We start from the raw sequence: 22,912 nt of genomic DNA on the forward strand, positions 1-22,912 counted from the left end.
GTGACGGTGCAGCAGGGAGAAGCGCTGTGGCGTCAGGTTCAAGAAGCACTCCAAGGGAATCTCTCCAAGCCCACGTTTGAAACCTGGATTCGTCCAGCCACGTGCGTGGCCCTCCAGGGCAATGAGCTGCAGCTGCTTGCGCCCAACACCTTCGCCTGTGGTTGGCTGCGCAAGAACTACCTGAGCACGATTGCCGCGGTGGCCAGCGAAATCGCTGGACGCTCGATTGCGGTCAGCGTTGAAGCCGGTGGCGAGTCGGCCCAGGGCATCACCCTCAACGGCCAGCCCCCAACCACCGCTGGCGTTGACGTTTCCCAGGGCAGTTCAGCTCCCCAGCAGCGCACCGCCACTGGCGAGGCCCCCAGGAAGTTGGCTCCGGGCCTCAATCCCCGCTACGTCTTTAATCGCTTTGTGGTGGGGCCTAACAGCCGCATGGCCCATGCTGCGGCCTTGGCCGTTGCCGAGGCCCCCGGCCGTGAATTCAATCCGCTCTTCATTTGCGGTGGGGTGGGTCTGGGTAAAACCCACTTGATGCAGGCCATAGGCCACTACCGCTTGGAGATTGATCCAGAGGCCCGCGTCGCCTACGTCAGCACCGAGACCTTCACCAACGACCTGATCCAGGCCATCCGCAAGGACGGCATGCAGAAATTTCGGGACCGTTACCGGGCTGCCGATCTGATCCTGGTGGACGACATCCAGTTCATCGAGGGCAAGGAATACACCCAAGAGGAGTTCTTCCACACCTTCAACGCCTTGCATGAGGCCGGGCGTCAGATCGTGATTGCCAGTGATCGCCCCCCCAGTCAGATCCCCCGTTTGCAGGAGCGTTTGATCTCACGCTTCTCCATGGGCCTGATCGCCGACATCCAGACGCCCGACCTGGAAACGCGAATGGCGATTCTTCACAAGAAAGCCGAGCACGAGCGGGTCAGCCTGCCCAGGGACTTGATCCAATACCTGGCGGGTCGCTTCACCTCGAACATCCGTGAGCTGGAGGGTGCCCTGACACGTGCGGTGGCCTTCGCTTCGATCACTGGTTTGCCGATGACCGTGGAATCGGTCGCCCCGATGCTCGAACCCGCTGGCGTCGAAGTGGAGGTCACTCCCGATCAAGTGCTCAGCAAGGTCGCCGAGGTGTTCGGGGTTGGGGTGGATGAGATGAAGAGCGCGAGCCGCAAACGGGCCGTCAGCCAAGCGCGCCAGGTGGGGATGTATCTGATGCGCCAAGGCACCAACCTCTCCCTTCCCCGCATTGGCGATGCCTTTGGCGGTAAGGATCACTCCACCGTGATGTACGCCGTTGAGCAAACCGAGAAGAAACTGGGGGCTGACCCCCAGTTGGGCCGCCAGGTTCAGCAGGTGCGGGATCTGCTGCAGATCGATTCCCGTCGCCGCACGCGTTAGGACTCAGCCGGTGATGGGTTCACTGGGGTCCAGACCTTCGACCTCGCCGGAAAAGACTCGGCTGGCGGTGATGTCTTCGGCCTCCAAGGTCATCAGATCCAGCTTGGTGAGCTGACTGCTGTTCATCACATTGAACAGGCGATTGGCTTGGCGCATCCGAGCACGATCGATCGCATTGCGGATGGAGCGGGCATTGGCAAAGAACGGCAATTGCATCCGCCGATCGATGTAATCCGTGAAGGCCGCTAGGGCTTCATCGCTGAAGCGGTAGTTCTCCTCCGCCAGGATCAGCCGGGCAATCGCTGATAGCTCCGCGGCGCTGTAATCCGGGAAGTCGATGTGATTGGCGACCCTGGAGGAGAGGCCTGGATTGCTTTGGTAGAAAACATCCATCCGCTCCTTGTAGCCCGCAAAGATGACCACCAGGTCATCACGGTTGTTCTCCATCACCTGGAGCAGGATCTCGATCGCCTCTGCTCCGTAGTCCCGTTCATTTTCGGGGCGATAGAGGTAGTAGGCCTCATCGATAAACAACACCCCGCCCATCGCCTTTTTCAGCATCTCCCGGGTCTTCGGAGCGGTATGGCCGATGTATTGCCCCACCAGGTCGTCACGGGTGGCGGTGACCACATGGCCTTTGCGCACGTACCCAAGCTTGTGCAGGATTTCCGACATCCGCTCGGCCACGGTTGTCTTGCCCGTTCCTGGCCGGCCCGTAAAGGACATGTGCAGGCTTGGGGCCGTGGTGGAGAGGCCCACTTGCTTGCGGGCCCGGTCCACCACCAGCAGGGCAGCAATTTCACGGATCCGGGTTTTGACCGGTTTGAGTCCGATCAGCTCTTGGTCGAGTTGATCCAGAACTCCCTGGACCTCAGCCCCTTCGTAGGCGGCCTGAAGATCAACTGGCGTGTTGTCTGGCTGCTCAGACGAGGCCATCGATGGCAGCGGCGAACACATGGTCAGCCTCGCCGATGCTGGCCTTCTCCTCCTCGGGCCGCAGGGTGATGTTCACGTATGTACGTCCGAAACTGATGTCGGGGTAGCGCCCCTCCTGTTCGCAGAAGTCGTTCAGGCGATCCAGAAAAGCTCGGTTGGCCGCGTAGTCCTCAAATTCGATCCGACGCTCCAACCACTCGACACGATCGGGCCTGGGCCGGGGATTCCAGAGTTGATCCATTCTTTGACCCTAGGCCGCGAGGCAATCGGTCCGGCCGATGACGAGTCGAGCAGCCCAGGAGGCTGCATAGGCGCGGTTGGCCTCCTGCTCCTCGGGGTTGGTGGTGTCCAAGGGGTGGGGCATGGTGCCGCTGATGGCGGCGTTGGTCACGCAGAACATCGACTTCTGGAAGCTGCGGCAGATCTTTTCGCGCACGTCCCCTTCGCCGCGGGTGCGCTCTAGATACCACTGGTGCAAGCGATGCGGCAGATGGCGATACATGTCCTGCATCAGCAGGCTGGGGGGAACACCGGCACCCATCGTCGGCAGTGGATCGGCGTAGAGGGCGCCGTAGGTGAAGGTCGCCTGATCGGGGGAGATTTGCTGGGCCTGGGCGTTGTAACTGACGGTCCCAAGGAAGGGCATCCCCCGCAGGAAGACCGCCTCGACGTAGGGAACAGCCACATCCACGAGGAAGGTCAGCTTGGCCTCGGGCGGAAGGACCCAGAACTTCTGTCCGCCGATCATCACTCCGTATTCGATGGGGTTTGCGGCGGCGGCCACCAGCCCCTGTTTGATGAAGTCGACGACATCGGGTATCGAGCGCACTTGACCGGAGCGCTCAGCCTTGGCCAAATCGATAAATAGATCGCTCATCACCCGCCAGAACTGACCCAGCGCATGGGTTGTGGCGGCATTGCGGATCAATTCGCTCAGGAAGTCTGGGAAGAGCGGATGCAGGATGGCGAGCAGCGGATCGCGGCGACGCTTGGTGGCAATGATCGCCTTGCAGTTGTCCTTGAAGGCCTCACTGTCGAAGTAGGCATCCATCCCACCGGTGGCATGCCAGAGCATCCCCTTCATGCAGTACTCGGCGTACTCGAAGTTGATCCTGTCGTGGTTGAGGTGGCGCCAGATCTTCGCCGGGCTGAGGTCCCCGTCGAGATACTTGAAGATCGGGAATGGATTGAGGAACTGATGCTCCCCTTGGAAGATCAAATTTTTGCTGTAGGCATCGAGTACCTCGCCATAGCTCTCGAGCACATCGACCACCTCGATCAGGTGATCGGGGGTATCGGTTAGTAAGGTCTCACCGCCAATGAGCTTGGCGATGATCTGGTCGGTGTCGAGGCCGGGGTTGCTGTGAACCAGCTCGGCAGGAATAACGGGCATCTCAGCTCACTCCCATCGATTGCAGGGCCAAGGCGGTGATTGAAGTCTCGCTCAGATAACTGAGGCCAAACGGTAGGAGACCCAGCCCAACAATGGCTGCGGCAAGGGCAATGGCCGGGTAGGTCTCCCGGGGGGCCACCGGGGCCAGTTGGACGTCCAGACGTGCGTCCTTGATTGCATCTTCGCTGTCAGGCGTAATGGACAGGCGGCCAAAGAAGGCGCGGTTCACCAGAAGGAGGAAGTAGACCGCCGTTAGACCCGATCCCACCATCGAGAGCAGGGTGGCAACGGGGAAGGCGGCAATGCTGCCCCGGAAGACCAAGAACTCGGAGATGAATCCGGCCATCCCAGGCAGTCCAGCACTGGCCATCACCGCCAGGATCATCAGGGTTCCGGTCAGGGGCAGTCCCTTCTCTGGGCTCAACAAACCATGGAGCACCTTGAGATCCCGGGTGCCGGTCTTGCGATAGACGATCCCCACCAAGAGAAACAGCAGTGCCGAGATCAGACCATGGGCGACCATCTGGAAGACAGCCCCCAGCAGGCTGATGGGGGTGTTGGCCGCGGCGGCCAAGAGCACATAGCCCATGTGGCCGACGGAGCTGAAGGCCACCATTCGCTTCATATCGGTCTGGGCAATGGCCGCCAGGGAGCCATAGAGCACCGAGATCGCTGCCCAGATGGCCAGGCCAGGGGCCAGTTCAGCCCAGGCTTCCGGGAAGAGTTGCAGCCCGAAGCGCAGCAGGCCATAGGTGCCGAGCTTCAGGAGAACACCGGCCAGCAGAACCGAGACTGGGGTCGCCGCCTGGGTGTGGGCATCGGGGAGCCAGTTGTGCAGCGGCACCAGCGGGATCTTGATGCCAAAGCCCAGCAGGATGGCCACCAGCAGAACGATCTGCCCGCCCATGGCTAAGCGATCGGACAGGACCGGGGTGATGCTGAAGTCCACGCTGCCGGTCAGCAGGGCCAAGCCAAGGAACGCCCCCAGGATCAGCATCCCGGAGATGGCCGTGAAGATGAGGAACTTGGTCGCGGCGTAGGACCTGTTGGCACCTCCCCAAACGGAGATCAACAGCCAAAGCGGAATCAGTTCCAGCTCATAAAAGAGGAAGAACAGCAGCAGGTTGTCGGCGATGAAGGCCCCATTCACAGCGCCGGTGATCAGCAGCAGCATCGCGAAGTAAATCCGCGGTCTCCGGTCGATGTCGCGGGTGATGATCGCTGACACCAAGGTCAGTGCTGCGTTGATCAGCACCAAGGGCAGGGAGAGGCCGTCGATCCCGAGGGAATAATCCAGGCCAATTCCAGGCAGCCAGCTGTGGAATTCCTGCAGCTGCATTCCGGGAATGCTGGGATCGAACTGGACGGTGATGGCCAGGCTGGCGACCAGCTGGATCACCAGGATTGCGATCGTGATGAGACGAAGCCGCCCCAGGGCTTGTTCCCCAGGCCAGAGCAGCAGAGCGGCGGCACCCAGGAAGGGGATCAGAAGGAGAGAACTCAGCAACATCGATCAACCACCCCGTCCGATCTGCAGAACACCGAGCAGCAAGACGATGGCCACAAGGACTGTGAGCACGTAGCTCTGCATCTGGCCGCTGACACTGAGCTTCAATCCGTTGGCCGTTGCCATCGAGAGGCGACCCACACCATCGGCCATCCCTTTGACCACGTTCAGATCAAACCAGCGGGTGAATTGCGCCAAGTTGGCCACCAGGCTCACCACCGTGCGGTTGTAGATCTCCGGTGTGTAGAAGTCGTAGGCCAGCAGGTCCTGCAGGGTTCGAACCCAAGGTGTCGTTGAGCGGGACCAGAACTGATCAAGGGGAATCAGGGCTCCAATCACCACGCCGATCAGTCCGGAGACCGAGACCGCAACGCCCACCGCAATACTGAAGGAGGCGATCCCTGGTACGGGATCGATGCGCTGCATCATCGCGGGCAGCAGTAGCACGATCACGCTCAGGCTGACCATTGGCAGGGCCATCAACCAATTGACCTCAGGTGCACGCTTGGTCTTCGGCAGAGGCTGGCCAAGGAACAGAGAGCGATAGACCCGGGTGGAGTTCGTGGCTGTCAGCAGGTTGGTGAGCAAGAAAACCACCGCAAAGCCCGGGGCGCTGTCCTGGAGGCTGTTGACCATCAAGCCGTAGCACCAGAAGGAACCCAGGGGCAGGAGTCCGACCACACCGGCGCTGCCGATGATGAAGGCCAAGGACGTGGCTGGCATGCGGGTGCCAATGCCGCCTAGTTCGGTCAGGTCCTGACAGTTGGTGGTGGCGATGATGCTTCCAACGCCCATGAACTGCAGCGCCCGGGCCAGGCCATGGGCAAAGAGCAAGAGCAGGGCAATGCCTGGCAGCTGGAGGGCGATCGCGATGAAGACGAGACCTAGATAGGAGGTTGTCGAATAACTGAAGGCGCGTTTGAGGTCGACTTGGGCCAGGGAGACCAGCGCTCCGCCGATGGCACTGATCGCTCCCACCGCCAATAAGACGTCTGTTGCGACCGGAGAGAGCCGAACGATCGGCATCAGCTTCATCAGCACAATGGCGCCGCAGGTCACCACGACGGAATTCCTCAGGATCGAGGCCGGGTTCGGTCCCTCCATGGCTTCATCGAGCCAGAGGTGCATTGGGAATTGGGCACATTTGCCCATCGGACCTGCGATTAGTCCCAGGCCCAGCAGGCTGATGCCGACCGGTCCGAGGGCACCCGTTCCTTTGAGGTTGCCGGCCCAGTCGTAGAGGTCGGTGAACTCCATCGAGCCTGCAAAGGCCGAGAGTGCGACCACCCCCATCAGCAGCAGAACATCTCCAACGCGCTTGGTCAGGAAGGCGTCGCGGGCGGCGGTCACGACCAGGGGCTGGGCGTACCAGAACCCCACCAGCAGGTAGGTGGAGAGGGTGAGCATCTCCAGCAGGAAATAGCTCATAAAAAGGTTGCTGCTGAGCACCACCCCGCTCATGGCCCCTTCAAAGAAGCCAATCAGGGCGTAGAAGCGGGCCAGGGACCACTCTTTATCGAGGTAGCCCAGCGCATAGACCTGGCAGATCAGGCTCATCGTCGCGACGAACTCCAATGCCGCGAGGTTCGTCAGCGAGAGATCGAAGCCAATGCGCAGGTCCAGGTCAGCGGCTTGAAACCACGCCAGATCGACATGCTGAGGACCGATCTCGTAGACCGAGCTGATCACGACGCTGCCGTGGATCACCGCTAGCAGGGTGACGAGAAGATTGAGGTACGCCGCAGGCCGAGGGCCGTTCCGCTTAATCCAGCCAGTCGCCCAGGGCAACGACAGGAGCATCCCGCTGAACCCGTACAGCGGGATCAGCCAGATCAGTTGCAGGGGAAGGGGAAGAGCAGCGCTCAAACGGTTTAAGAATTGGGCCGCCGAAAGCGGCTTCGGCGGCGGAATCTAAGCGCTTCTGATCCAAATTGGTCGGACTGCGAAGCGCTGAATCGACTTAGAACGAGGCGCGGTCTTGCAGGGACCCACGGCGGCGGGAGCCGTAACGGCCATAACCGCGGGGACGGCGACCACCGAGCTCGTTGAGCCAGCTTTCAAGGTCACGCATGTGGTGCTGCTCGTCCTCCAGCAGGGACTGGAAGAATTCAGCGTTGTTCTGGTCATTCACCAGGCGACAGAAGCGAACGGCTTCGTCGTAGTGGCTGACGAGTTGCTGCTCCAGATCGGCGTTCTGCTCAAGCAGTCCGACCAAATCGCTGGCATGGGTCACCGGCTGCAGCTGTGAGGCGGCCGGTGCCACGCCAAGCGAGAGCATCTGCTGCACAATTCGTTCAGCGTGCTGCATCTCTTCGACCGTTTCCTCTCGGAACCGTTCGGACGATGCGGCATCACCCCAGAGCCCCACGAGGGAGGCCTGGGTCATGTACTGCTGAACAGCGGTCAGCTCAAGGCTGAGGGCACGCCCCAGAAAACCCAGGACGCGCGGATGGACGGCGTCCATGGTCATCAGGCCCGGCGGTTGTTGGTGCTGACCAGGGCGGGCTCCACTTCGGAGTGGGGGCGGGCAATGATGTGGGCGGCCACCAGTCCATCACCCACCCGCTCGCAGGCATCGGCGCCAGCGCGGACGGCAGCATTCACAGCACCGGTCTCACCGCGCACCAGAACGGTGACGTAGCCGCCACCAACGAACTCGCGAGCGATCAGAGTGACTTCGGCTGCCTTGGTCATGGCATCAGCGGCCTCGATCGCGGGCACCAGACCGCGGGTCTCGATCATGCCGAGAGCGATGCCTTGAACGGAAGAAGCCATGGGGGAGGTGCGAGTGGAGGGGGTGGAGCGATTGCCGCCGGAGCCTGAGCCGGAGGCAGAGGAGCGAGAGGTCGCAGCACGGGTGGTGCGACGCGCGGCCGGAGCAGCCTTGGCTGCGGAGCTGGCCGTTGTTTTCGCAGGGGTCGAGGCGACCGTCTTGGCTGTCACCGTCACGGGGGCAGAGGCCGCCACGGGAGCAGGGGTGGTGGCCTTGGCCGCCGCTGCTGGAATCGCGGTCACCGGAGTGGTCTCGGCAGCTGGCTTTGCGGCAGCGGGTTTAACGCTGGACTTGGCGCTAGCCGAAGTGTTGGTGGCTCGGGATCGTGGAGTGGCCATGACGGTGATGGGCTAAGCCCGGTGGATGGTCGCTGGTTTGAACGGAATGGACCCAGGCTGGCTGGGAGGAACGAACTGCTCCTTAGCCGTCGGGCGACCAGTGGTCGATGATGCCGCCGATCGTCAGATCGGTGAACAGGCTGGCGTTGCCCGTGGCGTGGCGAGCAGCGGAGCCGCTCGCGGTGAACACCCAGTTGCCGGGGGAGGCGCCCACTGGATCGGTGGCCACGCTCAACTTGCCTTTGTTGTTGCGCAGGATTCGCAGGGTTTGGTGCGCGAAACCCTCCACCCGTTGGGTGCAGACCATCGATCCCATCACCTGCATGATTTCCATTACTTGGCACCCCCTTGGGGTTTGCCTGCCGCCATCTCCTTGCCAGCCTCAGGATCCCAGTGGTCAATGATCCCGACGATCGTGAGATCGCTGGGATAGGACTTACTTCCCGCTGCCTCACGGGCAGCGGAGCTGCCGACGCAGATCACCCAATCTCCGGGGATGGCTCCGACGGCATCGACGGCAACCTTTTGGGTACTGCCATCAAGCACCACCTGAAGGTGCTTGTGCTGGAAGTCCGCGATGCGGTTGGTTGAAACCAGTGGCTTCACCACTTTGCAGATCAACATCTCAGTGCCCCCCTCCTGTGTTGAACGTGATTGAGGAACTTACGGTTTCGGCTGGCACGTGCCGATCCCGATCCCGCACGGTGAGCAGGGTGTGCAGAAGCCCCTGCTCACAGAGTTCGCGGTAACGGGCCTCGATTGCAGCCTTGACCCGCTCGCAGTGTTGGATAGCGCGCTCGCGCGCACCGGGAACAGCGCCGTGGTAGTCGAAGCGCAGCACGACCGGAATCGGTAGACCGCGAGAGACGTTGAGGCCCTTGAAGATCTTGACCCCGACATCGAGATCGGGAGCACCCTCTTCAACGGTGTCCATGTAGGCGAAGTAGGTCAGGTTGCGGAGGTGGATCTCCTTGAACCCGATGCCAACCCCAATGAAGCGTTCGGCATGGCCGAAATCGCTGTAGTTGCCGCCGTGATACTGGCGGACGTAGTCAATTTGGGACAAGTTGTTTTCGATCAGCCGGCTGATGAGCTTGACCATGCCCTGATCCGGGCTTCCGGCTGCAGCGGAGCTGACCTGCTTCTCGACCTCGTCCCGGGCCTGGTCCGCACGCATGCCCCGGGTCGCCTCATAGACGTCGCGGGCATCGAGCCAGCTCTCCAGGTTGGTGCTGCCGTCGGCGCCGGGAACGTGGACACGAATGGCATCGGTGTCTGTGTCCATGCCGATCAACAACAGATCGACGGAGGCCCCGCAGCAGAAGCTGTTCTCGACAGCTTGTTGGAAGTCCTGCAGACGTTGCAGCCCCTGGGCGGCGGCGGCGGTGTCGTCGCTGCCATGGGCAGCGCAGCCCTCGTGGCAGGGATCTTTCGAACTGAAGTGATAAACGACCGTCTTCAGGTAACGGGTGTCGGAGTGCGCTGGATTGGGCAGTCCTTCGCGGTAGCGCCGGTGCTCGGTCTTGACCCAGCGGTTGACGGTGTTTTCGACATCGAACATCGCACCGGCGTGGGATCGGCGGCGCACGGAACTGAAGGGCAGTCTCAGGGCGTAGGCGATGGCATGGGCCAGGCGACCATCGGCGCAAGGGGTGACATCCAACAGATGGAAGCCGCACTCCAACAAAAAGGCGTTGAAGGCTTCGGCATCGCTGCTGCCGGACTGGGCCGCAAGCGGATCGTCGTTGAAGAACGAGAGGCTGGCCTGCTCATAGGCCTCGAACACGCACCAAGCGAAGAGCGTGCGCATGTCCAGCTGGCTGGTCCATGCGGTCTCAAGGATTGGCTGAGGCAATTCATGGCCCAGTTCCGCTAGAGCCAGCCTCTGGGCCTGCTCAACAAAATTGTTGTCGTGCTGCAGCGCTGAAAGACGCTTCAGGACTGGAACGATCCGATCAAAAGAGCCAAGGGTCTGTTCCTCGTAGGCCCGTAGAGCGGCATTGGCCTGGCCGTTGCTCAGAGGATGCAAGCCACCGGAACTGACCGGCCCGCTGGAGCGACGGTCCAGAACGACCTGGGTCGCAACAGGACGAACTCTGCGCGCGCTGCCCAATTTGGTGTTGGTCGCTGCAATGGATGCCTTTTTGGCCCTTGGACCGCTTGGGCGTGAGGCCCCGCTGGGAGTGCGGGAGGCGTTCGCTAATTCACGCTGGCGCAGAACCTTGCTGAAGGCGCTGCTTGGGTTGAGCTCAGCGGGATTGTCCGCTGGGCTGACCGAGACCTGGTCCCCAGCACCGCGTTGGCGGCGGCTGGGGGCCGTAGGGGCTAGCGGCCGCTCGTTTTTGGCGGAACGCTGGGGCATTACGAAGTGCTCCTCAGCCCCGGGCGCCGCCGGAGACCGTGATCAGAGAACCCTGATCGGTGCTGCCGCTGGAGCCAGTCACCTTGTTGTTCGGGGCGGGGACTTCGTCGTTGCGCTTGGGCTGAACACCGGGCATGGCACTCATGGGGCCCACGCGGGTGGGGTTCCGGCGTCGGGCCGAGCGACCTTCGGTGCCGGTGACACGATCACCACGGTCCCAGTCGTCGCCGGTGATTTTGGTGCCCGAACCCTCGCCAGTCACGCGGGACAGCGGGGCTTCCTGGGCAGCGATGGCCACGGGCTCTTGGGCCTGGGCCAGGCGCTGGCTAGAGCGGCGATCGAAGCGGAACTGTTCAGTGCCGGTGATCTTGCCGCTGGCCATATCGAAAGGGCCCGTAATGCGTCCGCCTTGCTCGTAGGTGCTGCCGGTCACGCGACCGGTGCTCTCACGCTCTTCCTGAGCGGCGCGGGCGGGGGATTGAACGCTGAATTCCTGCCAAGCGGCACCATTGAGGGACTGGGGAAAGTCAGCATCACGGCTGGGTGCGGTGCCGCAGGCACTTGCTTGTTGGTCGGCACCGACGTAGGGGGTCCCGGTGACGTCTTCGCATGCGCCTCGCTCTGCTCCGGTCATCGCACCACCGATACCGGGTTGAATCCCGGTCATGCGGTTGGAGTTGCGGACGGGGGTTCGCTCACGCACCGCGCGGACGGCTGTGGTGTTGCAGAAATCACCAGCCTGCTCGAGGCCGGCGTAGGGGGTGCCGGTCACGACCTTGCAGCTGCCGGGTTCATCGCCAGTCACTTTTTCGGAACGGCCGGTGCGACTGCCGCTGACCACCTGGTTGCGGTTGGTAATGCTGAAGCCCACCTTCGCGGCTTCAGGCGCAGGGCGAGCGCCGCAGAAACCGTCGAACTGCTCACTGCCGATGTACTCATCGCCGGTGACGTTGCGGCAGCTTCCGGGTTCGTCTCCGGTGACTTGCTTGCTGCGACCCACGGCGGTGCCGGTCACACCGGTGCCGCGGAGGGTGTTCTGGCTGCTGACCTTGGTGGCAGCGCGACCAGCGACGCTGGCATCAGAGCCGAGGTATTGGTCGCCCGTCAGGTTGCGGCCGGAACCGGCCTCATCACCGGTGACGCGCTCGCTGCGGCCCACCATGACGCCGCTCACAGCCTGGCCACCTTGGGTCTGGCTGCGGCCGACCTTGCGGACGGAAGGATTCACATCGCCGCAGTAGGAACTGGACTGGTTCGCCGAGATGTACTCGGTGCCGGTCACGGTCTTACAGGTGCCTGGCTCATCGCCGGTGACCTTCTCACTGCGGCCGACTTCGTTGCCGGTCACGCGGTTGCCATGGCTGGTGGCGGTGACGCGGACCTTGGCCGGCTGATTGCTGCTGGCCGGTTGTCCGCCGCAGAAGGTTTGGAAGACCTCCGCACCGAGATATTCGGTACCGGTGATTGAGCGGCAGGTGGCAGCTTCGTTCCCGGTGGTCTTCACCGAACGGTTGGCTTGGGTGCCGGTGACGGTTTGACCCGAGAGGGTTTCGCTGGCACCTACCTTCCAAGCGGCGTCGGCAGCCGCGGCTTGCTTGGCACCATGACGGTTGGGGCCACTCGGGCGGGTTCCGCTGTTGCGGGCGCTGCCGGCGGAACCGGTTTTGCTCTTCAGTTCTCGGACTTTTTGAGCCAGTTCACGGGCGCTCAGATCCGGGTTGATCTGACGTGCAACAGCAGCTGCACCGGTTTTGGTGGCGTTGCTGGCGGACTTACCGCGCTTGCTCAGTGCTTCGCGGCGAGCCAGCACCACGGCGCGGCTGGCGTTGTGCTGAGCGGTTCCCTTGCGGGAGGCTGCCCGGCGTTCAGAGCTAGCGCGACTCGAGCCCGCGGAGGCCCGCTCGCTGGAGAGCGACAGGGTGGCAGAACGGGATTGGGTGGTATCGCTCTTCTTCTCTTCGCACTTGCACTTGTGCTCTGCAGCCGACGCTGCCACTGCTTTCGGGGCTTCCTTGGCGAGGTCGGTGCGGGTGCGGTCTTTGGAGGTATCTGCGCGCTTGCCACCGCGGGTCATGGCCTCTCGGCGGGACAGAACCAGGTCGCGACTGGGGTTGGAGACCCGCTTGCCGGGGGAGGAGCGGTGGGAGCTGCTGGGTGCAGACAGCTGCCGAGCGGGTGCATGGGCAGCAGCTGGAGCTTCAGCTGCTGCTGCACGGGGAGCGCTGCTGGGTGCAGCGTTGGTCCGGGTCGGGCGGGCATCAGAGGCGCTGCGAACACGGCCGCCACCGCTGCCATAGCGGCCGGAGGCTTTCTTGCCGCCATCAGTGAGGGCCTTGCGGCGCTCCAGGGCTGCTTCGCGACTCGATTTAGTGGCCATGTCCGCCCGGTGTATGGAATGACTGGATGGCATCAGTGGGCTGGTTGATCACATTCAACCCAGCGCAGTAATGCGTGGAATCTGAGAACGGAAATCCGCAATCAGACAGTTAATGAGTAGAAGAAGGAGTGGTCTCGAGAGAACTCGAGACCACAACTTGATGAGGGCGCTGAATCAGCGGCCTTCGAACACCACGAAGCAAGCGCCTTGGCTTTGGGTGTAGGCGTCGTAGCCCACGAGGCGCACGTGGTGGTCGGGGTAAGCGCGGTGGCAAGCTTCGAGCTCGTTCACGATGACGCTCAGATCCTTCTCACCGAAGAAGGGCAGCTTCCAGTAAGACCAGTAGGTGGCCATGGAGCGGCTGGGATGGACGTGCTCAACGAGCGGGCTCCAACCCTGGGCAATGATGTACGCGATCTGGTCGTAGATCTCGTCCTGGGTCATCGGCGGGAGGAAGCCGAAGGTCTCCAGGGTGGCGACTGTTTGGTAGTCACCCACGGTGCTCTTGAAAGGCATGGGGTTCCTTGAGATGGATGGAATGAATGAACCTTGATTTGGTTCGATGTCCTGTTCCGATCACTGAATGGGGTGGAGCCAACTGAAGTTGACTCCCATACCCAATCGTTTCGAAATCAGTTGACGTCGAGCTTGTCGACGGTGTCGAACTCGAACTTGATTTCCTTCCAGGTCTCGAGGGCGATGGCCAGCTCAGGGCTGTGCTTCGCGGCTTCCATGAGGATGTCGCGGCCTTCGCGCTCAATCTCGCGACCGGCGTTACGGGCTTTAACGCAGGCTTCCAGTGCCACACGGTTAGCGGCAGCACCAGCAGCAGAACCCCAGGGGTGACCGTGGGTACCACCACCGAACTGGAGCACCGAGTCGTCGCCGAAGATGCTTACCAGGGCTGGCATGTGCCAGACGTGGATACCGCCAGAGGCCACGGCGAACACGCCGCCCATGGAGCCCCAATCCTGGTCGAAGAAGTTACCGCGGCTGCGATCTTCGGGAACGAAGGATTCGCGCAGCTGGTCGATGTAGCCGAGGGTGGACTGACGGTCGCCCTCGAGCTTGCCGACCACGGTGCCGGTGTGGAGCTGGTCACCACCGGAGAGACGCAGGCACTTGGCGAGAACGCGGAAGTGGATGCCGTGCTTGGGGTGACGGTCGATCACCGCGTGCATGGCGCGGTGGATGTGCAGCAGGATGCCGTTCTTACGGCACCAGTGGGACAGACCGGTGTTAGCGGTGAAGCCACCAGTGATGTAGTCGTGCATGATGATCGGCTGCCCGAGTTCCTTGGCGAACTCGGCCCGCTCGTACATCTGCTCAGGGGTGGCGGCGGTGCAGTTCAGGTAGTGACCCTTACGCTCGCCGGTCTCCTGTTCAGCGGACTTCACAGCTTCGGCAACGAACTCGAAACGGTTCTGCCAGCGCTGGAAGGGCTGAGAGTTGATGTTTTCGTCGTCCTTGGTGAAGTCGAGACCACCGCGGAGGCACTCATACACAACCCGGCCGTAGTTCTTACCGCTCAGGCCGAGCTTCGGCTTGATGGTGCAACCCAGCAGGGGACGGCCGTACTTGTTCATACGGTCGCGCTCGACCTGGATGCCGTTCGGGGGACCCATGCAGGTCTTGATGAACGCCATCGGGAAGCGGATGTCTTCCAGACGCAGGTGGCGCAGAGCCTTGAAACCGAAGACGTTGCCAACCAGGGAGGTCAGAACGTTGGTGACAGAACCCTCTTCGAACAGATCGAGGGGATAGGCAATGAAGGCATAGAAGGCTTCCTTGTCGCCAGGAACGTCTTCGATGCGGTAGCAACGGCCTTTGTAGAAGTCGAGGTCGGTGAGGAGCTCGGACCACACAGTGGACCAGGTGCCGGTGGAGGATTCAGCGGCCACAGCAGCGGCAACTTCTTCCTTGGGGACGCCTTCCTGGCCGGTGCACTTGAAGCAAGCCAGCAGGTCGGTGTCGAGGGGTACGTAATCAGGAGTCCAATACGTGTCGCGGTACTCCTTAACCCCAGCGTCGTACTTCTTAGCCATGGAGAGTCTCCGAGTGGGTCGAGGGAAATAAGTCAGAGGGATGAGTGGCCATCACTGGCCTAACTCAGGCCTCAATCCTTCGAACCAACGAAGCCGGCGCTGCTGTTCAGAGCAGGCTCCACTTCACGGTGGGGACGGGCAATGATGTGGGCGGCAACCAGGCCATCACCCACGCGCTCGCATGCATCGGCGCCAGCGCGAACGGCTGCGTTCACAGCACCGGTTTCGCCGCGGACCAGAACGGTGACGTAACCGCCGCCCACGAATTCGCGACCAATCAGGCGCACTTCGGCTGCCTTGGTCATGGCGTCAGCGGCTTCGATCGCGGGGACCAGACCCCGGGTCTCGATCATGCCGAGGGCGATGCCCATGGTTTCGTTAGCCATTACCTGCTCCTGGAGGAGGGGTGGAATGTTCGCCAGCAACCTTGCTTCGGCAACGATCCGTAAGTCAAGACATTTGGTCGACAATCACGATCACCGTCACAGCAGTGTCAGATAAGCGGGGCTGATCAGTGCATCACAAAACTTTGGAGATGCTTCTGAAGCTGACTGAGCAGAGCCCGCTTGAGGTCTCCAAAAGCACTGCAGCTAGAGCGATTCCGCCTCAGAGAGATAGCCCACCCCGCCGTAGTACTCCAGCAGTGGCCTGAGTGCGGTTCGCAGTTCTTCAGCGATGTCGGATTCGCAAAAAACGACGACATGGGCATTGGCCCCAAGGCCGCTGAAGTCCATTGACTCGGAGACAGCGCCATGGGGCCCCTTGCCTGTGACGTGTTTCATCACCGTGTAACCCGGGGACCCCGCCCCGTCGATCGCCTTGAGGATGGCCTCGAGCTCGCGCTCGCTGACGATTAAATCGAGACGTTTCATCGGCTCAGCTGGCGGCAGGGAGGACCTTATTGATCAGGGCCATGTAGAGCGGGATCCCGATCAGGATGTTGAAGGGGAAGGTCAATCCCAGGGCCGTGGAGATGTAGAAGCTGGGGTTGGCTTCCGGCACCGTCATCCGCATCGCCGCTGGTACCGCGATGTAGGAGGCGCTCGCGCAAAGCACCACAAACAGCAGAGCATTGCCTGGACCAAGCCCCAATCCTTTGGCAATCAAGGTGCCCAGGGCGGCATTAAACAGTGGCATCAGCACGGCAAAGCCGATAAGAAAGCCTCCGGCTTCCTTCAGCTCGCGGATGCGTTGGGCGGCAACGATGCCCATGTCCAGCAGGAAAAAGCTCAGGGCTCCGTAGAACAATTGGTCGGTGAAGGGCAGCATTTTTTCGACACTGCTTGGACTCTGGGCGGCGCTAAGGAAACCCACCAACAAGCTGCCGATCAACAAGTAAACCGATCCATTCAGCAGCGCTTCGTGCAGCACCGCCCCCCATCGCATCCCCCCGTCGTTGGGACGTTGCTGTGGCCCTGCCAGCTTCACAAGCAGAAGCCCAACAATGATCGCCGGCGATTCCATGAGGGCCAACGCCGCCACCATGAACCCGTCGTGCTGCAGCTGTTGGGTTTCCAGAAAGCTTTCGGCCGTAATGAAGGTCACCGCCGAAATTGAGCCATAGGTCCCGGCGATCGCAGCCGCATTGAAGCTGTCCAGCTTCCAGCGCAAGACCCCATAGGAATAGAGGGGGACGGCGAGCGACATCAAGACCGCCGCGCCAATCGTCGGGAGGACCTGACCACTGATGCCGCTGTGCTGTAGTTCGAGGCCGCCTTTAAAGCCGATGGCCAGCAAGAGATAGAGCGAAAAGAGCTTCGGCAGTGGCGCTGGAATCTCAAGATCCGAGCCCAGCAACACGGCGAGAACGCCCAGAAAGAAGAACAGGACGGGGGGGGTAAACAGGTTCTGGAGAACCAGGCTGGTATCCATTAATGAACCCGCTCAGAGGCGCCGATTCTTGACGCTAGGGGTGAGGTCTCAAACTGTTCAAGGCTTCACATATCCGGCAATAAGGCTCTTGCAGGGCCAAGGGAGTCTCCCTACGGTTCAACTGAGGCAGGTGCCCCTGGATTTTTCTGGGGTGGAATGTTCAACCCAACCTGCCTCACCCCTTTTGACGGCACAATGGCGTCCCCTGGCGTTATTGGATGCGACCTGGCACTCCCCATCCGATCTTGGTGATTGCCAGTGGCAACCCTTACAAGGTGGCCGAGATCCAGTCGATGCTTGACGCCGTTGCCCTGGAGGTCCGTCAGCAGCCGGATGGTCTGGAGGTTGAAGAAACTGGCACGACCTATCTGGAAAATGCTCGCTTGAAGGCTTGCGCCGTGGCCCAGCTGACGGGCCAATGGGCCTTGGCTGACGATTCCGGCCTGGAGGTGGATGCCCTCGGTGGTGCGCCTGGGCTCTATTCGGCGCGCTACGCCGCGAGCGACCCTGAACGCATTCAACGGCTGCTCAAGGAATTGGGCACGAGCCCTTACCGCAGCGGCAGCTTCAACAGTGCGATGGTTCTGTCAGACCCGCAAGGTCGCCCGGTGCTCGAATCCCAGGGGATTTGTCGCGGTGAGATCCTCGCCAGCCCCCGGGGCCAAGGCGGTGGCTATGACCCGATCTTCTGGGTGCGTGAGGCAGGGTTGACCTACGCCCAGATGGGCCAGCACCTAAAGGACAAATTGGGATCCCGCGGCAAAGCTGCCCGCGCTTTGGCTCCAGGCTTAAAGGAGATCTTTGGTTTGGCCTGAATTCAGCGGCCCGAGCGCAGGTTGATTTGTTCGACCGCGCGCATGGCAGCGGCGGCGGCTTCGTTCACATCCCCTTCCCAGCCCGCCAGGGTCAGTCGGCCAAAGGCACCCACGGCTTTGACGTCAACGACCGTGATGTTGCTGGACTTTTCGGCTTCGTTGGCCGCCAGCAGGACGTAACCGGCAGGTTCGGTCTCCAGGATGAACATGCTCATGCCGGCCTGGATCATGGAGCCGCGCCGGTTCTGACGGTTAATCAGCACGGCGTGGTCCGGGGTGATCGCCCGGATGACTTCAGTCCAGGTCACGCTGCAGCGGGTTCGCTCATGGACACTGCTGCCGATCGCCTCGAGCACCACATCGCCGGAGTGGAGCACATTGCTCTGGTCGCGGTGATAGAGGGCGAGCGATCCGAAGGCCCGCTCGACAATCATCTGGCCGAGCCGAACCGTGCTCGCCTTGAGGGCGATGTCCGTGACCCGGTGAACGGCCATGCCCGGGGAAACCTCCAGCCAGAGGCATGCGTCGCCTGGAATGGGCAGAAAGCCCTGGCTCACCGTTCCCATATAGGTGGCGAGTTGGGGCTGAAGCGAATCGAGGAAAACGTAAGTGCGCAGCTCGATCGATTCGACCGCACTGGCTTGGCTGACCAGCCGCGCTTCGCTGTCGGTGGTAATGACGCAGCTGGCTGCCGATGGGTGGAGCTCATCCAGCGAGGTGCCACTGCCGCTGAATCCCAGGTCGGTGCCAGTGATCTGGACCGATGAACTGCGTCGCCTGGGATTGCGTTCGATCAAGGGGTCGGGTGCTCCCTGAAGTTGGTTCAGCGCCGCTTCAGCGGCGGTGAGGTCCTCAGCTGACCAGCGGGAGGAGCGGGGTGATCTTACTGCCCGATCTCTGTTTTCCCGGAGCTGGCTTGAGGGAGGTGATCCAGAGGATCCAGGGGATCTCGGCGATTGGTTTGGGTTTGCCCCGGATTGGTTGCGCCGCAGCTGATGTCCGCTTGTCTCTGGGGTCTTGCGCCGCGGGCGAGAGCCGGTACCGTCCGGCCATCCCCGCAGGACTGCCCGTGGCTGCTAAGCGCTCTGCCTCTTCTGCGCCCGCCCAGGGCGCTGCTTCCGTTCAAGAGGGCGGTGATCTCAACGCAGATCAGGCTCTGGCTCTCGTCAGCATGACCCTGATGCAGAAGCTCGCCGCCCAAGGTGATCTGCCTTGGGTTTGGAGTGAGGCGGAGGACGGCGGTTCCTGTGATGTCTCGGCCCTGCGCCATCGCTTGGAGCTAACCCAGTTGGCTCTGCAAACGGGCGCACCCCTCTCCACCGCTGAGGTGACCTATCTGATGGGAGCTCGCCCCGGCGGCGCTGAGGTGGAGCGTGGTGGCCTGCGTGCCCGGCGGATCAGCCGCAATGTCTGGAAGCTCGCCCAAACCGCTTCTGCCCAGGAGCGTCGGGGTGAGGTCACGAGCTTTGCAAGCTTCAACGACGGTCGTCGTCGCTTCGGCTGATTAAGGCAATTCGCCGCCAGCGCTGATCTCTTGGTCCCAGGCGGCGATCAGCTGGTCTTTCAGGGTTTCCCCCTGCAGCAGAGCAATCTCCAGTCCTCCCCACCAGTTGATGAGGGCCACGGGGACGGGCATGGCATTGCATTCCAGTTCGTAGGACTGGATGTGGTCCTCAGCATCGATCAGCACGCAGATGCTGAACTCCAATAGGCCGCCGGGCCAGGGGTGGAGGGAAACGGTCGTGATGGGCCCCAGGTCAATGCTCCACCAGGGGCACTCCGGTGTGACTTTGGGAACCCCGGATGGCAGGTCAAGCTTGGCCCAACCCCGCAGCACCAGTTGTTCCAGAAGGTCGTTGAGGCTGGAGCGCACGGACTCCCCCCAATGGGGTGCCTCTGTCATGGCATGGGTTGTGGGATGCCAGCAAGCGCAGATCCGGCCATGGTGAAGCCAGTTGCACGCCACAGGGGTGCTGTCCTTTGCCCGTCGTCTTCTAGGGCGTCCTCTGCCGCGCTCTGAGGCTGACGCGCAGCGTCTCCCCAGCCTGATTGCGCTGCCGATCCTCTCGTCGGATGCCCTCTCCTCGGTGGCCTATGCAACCGAGGCTGCCCTTGGGGTCTTGCTCCTGGCCGGCAGTGCGGCCCTCGGGCTATCCCTGCCGATCACGGTCTGCATCGTTGGCTTGATTGCGGTCGTGGTGCTCTCCTACAGGCAGGCGATCGAGGCCTACCCCGAGGGCGGTGGTTCCTATGTCGTGGCCAGGGAGAACCTCGGCGCCTGGGCCGGGCTGGTGGCGGCGGCGGCGCTGCTGGTGGATTACACCCTGACCGCTGCGGTGAGCTTGATGGCGGCGGCCCAGGCCCTGAGCTCCCTGCTGCCCGGCCTACTTGCCCATGAAACCAGTCTGTCGCTGCTGCTTTTGGCCCTGGTGGGCTGGGCGAATCTGCGCGGTCTCAAGGAAGCCGGCCGCCTGTTTGTCCTGCCCACCTACTCCTTTGTGGTGATGGTGGCGCTGCTGGCCCTCTTGGGCCTGCAGAACATGGTGTTGACCCATGGCTTCCGCCCGGATGCACCACCGGCGGTCGCCGCCCTGGAGCCCCTTGGCCTGTTTCTGGTTTTGCGGGCCTTCAGTGCCGGCTGTTCGGCCATGACCGGCATTGAGGCGATCGCCAATGGCGTGAAGGTCTTCCGTGAGCCCGCGGCCCGCCGGGCCCAGCGCACGCTGATGGTGATGGGGTTGTTGCTGGCCCTGCTGTTTCTGGCCGTCAGCGGCTTGGCCTTTTTGTACGGGATTGCCCCCAACCCCGACCGCACCGTTCTGGCCCAGATCGGTCTGCGGGTGTTCGGTCCCAGCAATCCCCTCTATTGGTGCCTGCAGATCAGCACGCTGTTGATCTTGGGATTGGCGGCCAACACAGCCTTCTCCGGTTTTCCGCGCTTGGCGGCGCTGCTGGCCAAAGACCGCTATCTGCCGCGTCAAATGGCCTGGCTAGGGGATCGCCTGGTGTTCCAGAACGGCATTGGGCTGCTGCTGCTGGTCTCGGCCCTGGTGATCGTGGTCTGCCGCGGCAACACCAATGTCGCCATCAACCTCTATGCCTTGGGTGTCTTCCTGGCGTTCACCCTGTCCCAGGCGGGCTTGGTTAGGCATTGGTGGCTGCGGCGAGGGAAGGGCTGGAGCGGCCGGCTGGCAATGAATGCCCTGGGGGCGATCACGACGGGCGTGGTGTTTGCCGTGATTGTCGTGAGCAAATTTGATGAGGGGGCTTGGATCGTGGTGCTCCTCCTCCCCCTTCTGGTTTGGGGACTGGCCGGGATTCGGCGCCGTTACCAACGGGTCTATGACGCGATCGAGCTGCAGCCCGGGGAGGATTGCTCGGTCCCCTGGCCCGATCGCCAGGACGTCTTGGAGAACCAGAGCATCGTCTGGCTGGCCTCCTGGAGCCGTCCCACGCTGGAGGCCCTGCGCTACGCCGCCCAGGTCTCCGATCGCGTCATTGGCGTCTGGGTCTGTGAACCCAACGACGACTTTGAGGCGTTGCGGCAGCGCTGGCACCGCCTTGTGGGTGATGCCCCCCAATTTGAGTTGCGCTTGCTGGAGAGTCCATTCGCCTCCTTGATCGATCCCTTTGCCCAGTTCGTGGCGGAAGAGGAAGCCCGCTGCCCGGACAGTCAGTTCACGATCGTGATGCCGATGGCGATCCCCAGACGGCGCTTTGATCACCTGCTGCTCAACCAGCGCGGCGTGAACATGCGGCAGGCCCTCAACGCGCAGCGCAGCAGGGTCTTCACCTTGGTTCGTTACTTCCCTCCGGCCTAGAGCTGCTCGAGGCAGGACCGCAGTGCTTCGTAGCACTGCTCCAGTTGTGCATCGCTCGTGCAGAGCGGTGGCAGCAGATAAACGACATTGCCCAGAGGTCTGAGGTAGACGCCCTGCTCGATGCAGTGGCGCTGGACGGTTTTGCCAATTGGGTTCAAGTAACTGGTCTCGCCGGCATCGAGTTCGAAGGCGGCCACGGTGCCGGTGCAACGGGCGTGCAGGACCTTGGGGTGGTTTGCGAGGGCTGTCAGGTGCGGTTGATGGCGCGCTTCAAAGCCGCTGTAGCGCTCTGGGTTGGCCTCGAGCAGATCCAGGCTGGCCAGGGCGGCGGCACAGCCCAAGGGATTGGCGGTGAAGCTGTGGCCGTGGAAGAAGGTTGCGGTGGGTTCGCTCTCGCTGATGAAGCCGGCATAGATCCGCTCACTGGCCATCGTGACGGCCATCGGAAGAAAGCCACCGGTGAGCCCCTTGGAGAGGGCCACGAGGTCTGGCTGGATGCCAGCCCGCTGGCAGGCAAACACCGCTCCGGTGCGGCCGAAACCTGTCATCACTTCATCGGCAATGAGCAGGGCACCGCTGGATTGCACCAGTTCGGCGACGGCCTTGAGAAATTGAGGGCGCACCATGCGCATCCCCGCAGCCCCCTGGATCAGGGGCTCAACGATCAGCGCCGCGGTGGGTGTCTGTAGGGCCTCGCTGAGGACCGCCAGCGCGGCCGCTTCCCGCTCTTCCACCTGCTCGTCCCCCCAGTGGGTGGCAGGCCAGGGCAGCCGGGTGACATCGAAGAGCAAGTCCTCGAAGGCTTCGGTGAAGACCGAGCGATCGCCGACGGCCATCGCCCCAAAGGTGTCGCCGTGATAAGCCCCTTCAAAGGCAATCAATTGGCGGCGTTCACTGCCTTGGTTTCGCCACCACTGCCAGGCCATCTTGAGGGCCACCTCGACAGCGCTGGAGCCGTTGTCGGAGAAGAAGAGCCGCTCCAAACCGGTTAGGGCACTGAGGCGGCTGGCGAGCTGTTCGGCAGGGCTGTGGCTGAAGTTGGCAAAGATCACCTGCTCCAGCTGTTGGGCCTGGCGGCCGATGGCTTCGGCGATGCTGGGTTCCGCGTGGCCGTGGAGGGTGACCCACCAACTGCTGATGGCATCGATTAGTTCCCTGCCGTCTTCGAGTTGAAGCAGAGAACCCTGGGCTCGCACCACCCGCTGCGGCGCGTCGCTGCGCGCCACCTGGGTGATCGGGTGCCAGAGGTGGGGATGCCAAGCCATG

General features: G+C 62.4%; 23 protein-coding genes. 4 read left to right on the top strand and 19 right to left on the bottom strand.

The features are described 5' to 3' along the window. Window positions 1-1,407: a chromosomal replication initiator protein DnaA gene (gene dnaA, locus MY494_RS00005; RefSeq protein ID WP_247910698.1), complete on the top strand. Its 1,407-nt coding sequence runs from the start codon at window positions 1-3 to the stop codon at window positions 1,405-1,407. 3 nt (window positions 1,408-1,410) lie between these two features. Here the strand turns inward: dnaA and cbbX are convergent, their stop codons facing one another. The 16 genes from cbbX to MY494_RS00090 form a co-directional block, all read right to left on the bottom strand. Then, complete coding sequence (cbbX, locus tag MY494_RS00010; RefSeq protein WP_247910699.1) at window positions 1,411-2,343, bottom strand: CbbX protein; 933 nt, start codon at window positions 2,341-2,343, stop codon at window positions 1,411-1,413. Continuing rightward, complete coding sequence (locus MY494_RS00015; protein ID WP_247910700.1) at window positions 2,330-2,584, bottom strand: 4a-hydroxytetrahydrobiopterin dehydratase; 255 nt, start codon at window positions 2,582-2,584, stop codon at window positions 2,330-2,332. The genes cbbX and MY494_RS00015 overlap by 14 nt, the downstream gene beginning before the upstream one ends. A 9-nt stretch (window positions 2,585-2,593) precedes the next feature. After that, entirely contained in the window at window positions 2,594-3,736 is a 1,143-nt protein-coding gene (locus MY494_RS00020) for a CO2 hydration protein (protein ID WP_247910701.1), read from the bottom strand. A gap of 1 nt (window position 3,737) precedes the next feature. After that, window positions 3,738-5,246 (bottom strand): NADH-quinone oxidoreductase subunit M, encoded by a 1,509-nt coding sequence (locus MY494_RS00025; protein ID WP_247910702.1) that lies wholly within the window; start codon window positions 5,244-5,246, stop codon window positions 3,738-3,740. 3 nt (window positions 5,247-5,249) lie between these two features. Continuing rightward, the gene (locus MY494_RS00030) at window positions 5,250-7,109 is read right to left on the bottom strand and encodes an NAD(P)H-quinone oxidoreductase subunit F (RefSeq protein ID WP_247910703.1); all 1,860 of its coding nucleotides are present in this window, start codon (window positions 7,107-7,109) and stop codon (window positions 5,250-5,252) included. A 94-nt stretch (window positions 7,110-7,203) separates the two neighbouring features. Next, window positions 7,204-7,713, bottom strand: coding sequence for a ferritin-like domain-containing protein (locus MY494_RS00035; protein ID WP_247910704.1), 510 nt, complete (start codon window positions 7,711-7,713; stop codon window positions 7,204-7,206). Further along, on the bottom strand, window positions 7,713-8,354 hold the full coding sequence (locus tag MY494_RS13235; RefSeq protein WP_305852207.1) for a BMC domain-containing protein: 642 nt from the start codon (window positions 8,352-8,354) through the stop codon (window positions 7,713-7,715). Before MY494_RS13235 ends, MY494_RS00035 begins: the two co-directional genes overlap by 1 nt. Window positions 8,355-8,436: 82 nt before the next feature. Further along, complete coding sequence (locus MY494_RS00050) at window positions 8,437-8,688, bottom strand: carboxysome peptide B (RefSeq protein WP_247910707.1); 252 nt, start codon at window positions 8,686-8,688, stop codon at window positions 8,437-8,439. Continuing rightward, window positions 8,688-8,978 carry a carboxysome peptide A gene (locus MY494_RS00055; RefSeq protein WP_247477759.1) on the bottom strand — a complete coding sequence of 97 codons (291 nt, stop codon included), beginning with the start codon at window positions 8,976-8,978 and terminating at the stop codon, window positions 8,688-8,690. The genes MY494_RS00050 and MY494_RS00055 overlap by 1 nt, the downstream gene beginning before the upstream one ends. A gap of 1 nt (window position 8,979) precedes the next feature. Beyond that, on the bottom strand, window positions 8,980-10,716 hold the full coding sequence (locus tag MY494_RS00060; RefSeq protein ID WP_247910708.1) for a carboxysome shell carbonic anhydrase: 1,737 nt from the start codon (window positions 10,714-10,716) through the stop codon (window positions 8,980-8,982). 13 nt (window positions 10,717-10,729) lie between these two features. After that, on the bottom strand, window positions 10,730-13,093 hold the full coding sequence (locus MY494_RS00065; protein WP_247910709.1) for a CsoS2 family carboxysome shell protein: 2,364 nt from the start codon (window positions 13,091-13,093) through the stop codon (window positions 10,730-10,732). Between the two features lie 174 nt (window positions 13,094-13,267). Beyond that, window positions 13,268-13,609: a ribulose bisphosphate carboxylase small subunit gene (locus MY494_RS00070; protein WP_010316537.1), complete on the bottom strand. Its 342-nt coding sequence runs from the start codon at window positions 13,607-13,609 to the stop codon at window positions 13,268-13,270. Between the two features lie 116 nt (window positions 13,610-13,725). After that, window positions 13,726-15,138 carry a form I ribulose bisphosphate carboxylase large subunit gene (locus MY494_RS00075; protein WP_247910711.1) on the bottom strand — a complete coding sequence of 471 codons (1,413 nt, stop codon included), beginning with the start codon at window positions 15,136-15,138 and terminating at the stop codon, window positions 13,726-13,728. Between the two features lie 71 nt (window positions 15,139-15,209). After that, entirely contained in the window at window positions 15,210-15,524 is a 315-nt protein-coding gene (locus tag MY494_RS00080) for a BMC domain-containing protein (RefSeq protein WP_094587519.1), read from the bottom strand. A gap of 204 nt (window positions 15,525-15,728) precedes the next feature. After that, window positions 15,729-16,010, bottom strand: a complete 282-nt coding sequence (locus tag MY494_RS00085; protein WP_247910712.1) for a P-II family nitrogen regulator — start codon at window positions 16,008-16,010, stop codon at window positions 15,729-15,731. A gap of 4 nt (window positions 16,011-16,014) precedes the next feature. Next, entirely contained in the window at window positions 16,015-17,010 is a 996-nt protein-coding gene (locus MY494_RS00090) for a sodium-dependent bicarbonate transport family permease (protein ID WP_247910713.1), read from the bottom strand. Window positions 17,011-17,228: 218 nt separating this feature from the next. On the opposite strand from MY494_RS00090, the gene rdgB reads away from it, so the two are divergent. Continuing rightward, window positions 17,229-17,825 (top strand): RdgB/HAM1 family non-canonical purine NTP pyrophosphatase, encoded by a 597-nt coding sequence (gene rdgB / locus MY494_RS00095; RefSeq protein ID WP_247910714.1) that lies wholly within the window; start codon window positions 17,229-17,231, stop codon window positions 17,823-17,825. A 2-nt stretch (window positions 17,826-17,827) separates the two neighbouring features. Here rdgB and MY494_RS00100 read toward each other — a convergent pair whose 3' ends face one another. Continuing rightward, window positions 17,828-18,580 (bottom strand): BMC domain-containing protein, encoded by a 753-nt coding sequence (locus tag MY494_RS00100; RefSeq protein ID WP_371820727.1) that lies wholly within the window; start codon window positions 18,578-18,580, stop codon window positions 17,828-17,830. Between the two features lie 314 nt (window positions 18,581-18,894). On the opposite strand from MY494_RS00100, the gene MY494_RS00105 reads away from it, so the two are divergent. Continuing rightward, window positions 18,895-19,329: a hypothetical protein gene (locus MY494_RS00105; RefSeq protein WP_247910716.1), complete on the top strand. Its 435-nt coding sequence runs from the start codon at window positions 18,895-18,897 to the stop codon at window positions 19,327-19,329. On the opposite strand, the gene MY494_RS00110 is transcribed toward MY494_RS00105, so the two are convergent. Further along, on the bottom strand, window positions 19,330-19,728 hold the full coding sequence (locus MY494_RS00110) for a hypothetical protein (RefSeq protein WP_247910717.1): 399 nt from the start codon (window positions 19,726-19,728) through the stop codon (window positions 19,330-19,332). It lies immediately after the preceding gene. Between the two features lie 70 nt (window positions 19,729-19,798). On the opposite strand from MY494_RS00110, the gene MY494_RS00115 reads away from it, so the two are divergent. Then, window positions 19,799-21,646, top strand: coding sequence for an APC family permease (locus tag MY494_RS00115; RefSeq protein WP_247912072.1), 1,848 nt, complete (start codon window positions 19,799-19,801; stop codon window positions 21,644-21,646). Here MY494_RS00115 and bioA read toward each other — a convergent pair. After that, window positions 21,643-22,911, bottom strand: a complete 1,269-nt coding sequence (gene bioA, locus MY494_RS00120) for an adenosylmethionine--8-amino-7-oxononanoate transaminase (RefSeq protein WP_247910718.1) — start codon at window positions 22,909-22,911, stop codon at window positions 21,643-21,645. The genes MY494_RS00115 and bioA overlap by 4 nt on opposite strands. Window position 22,912 lies beyond the last annotated feature (1 nt).

This window comes from Synechococcus sp. A10-1-5-1, assembly GCF_023115425.1.
Lineage (GTDB): Bacteria > Cyanobacteriota > Cyanobacteriia > PCC-6307 > Cyanobiaceae > Vulcanococcus.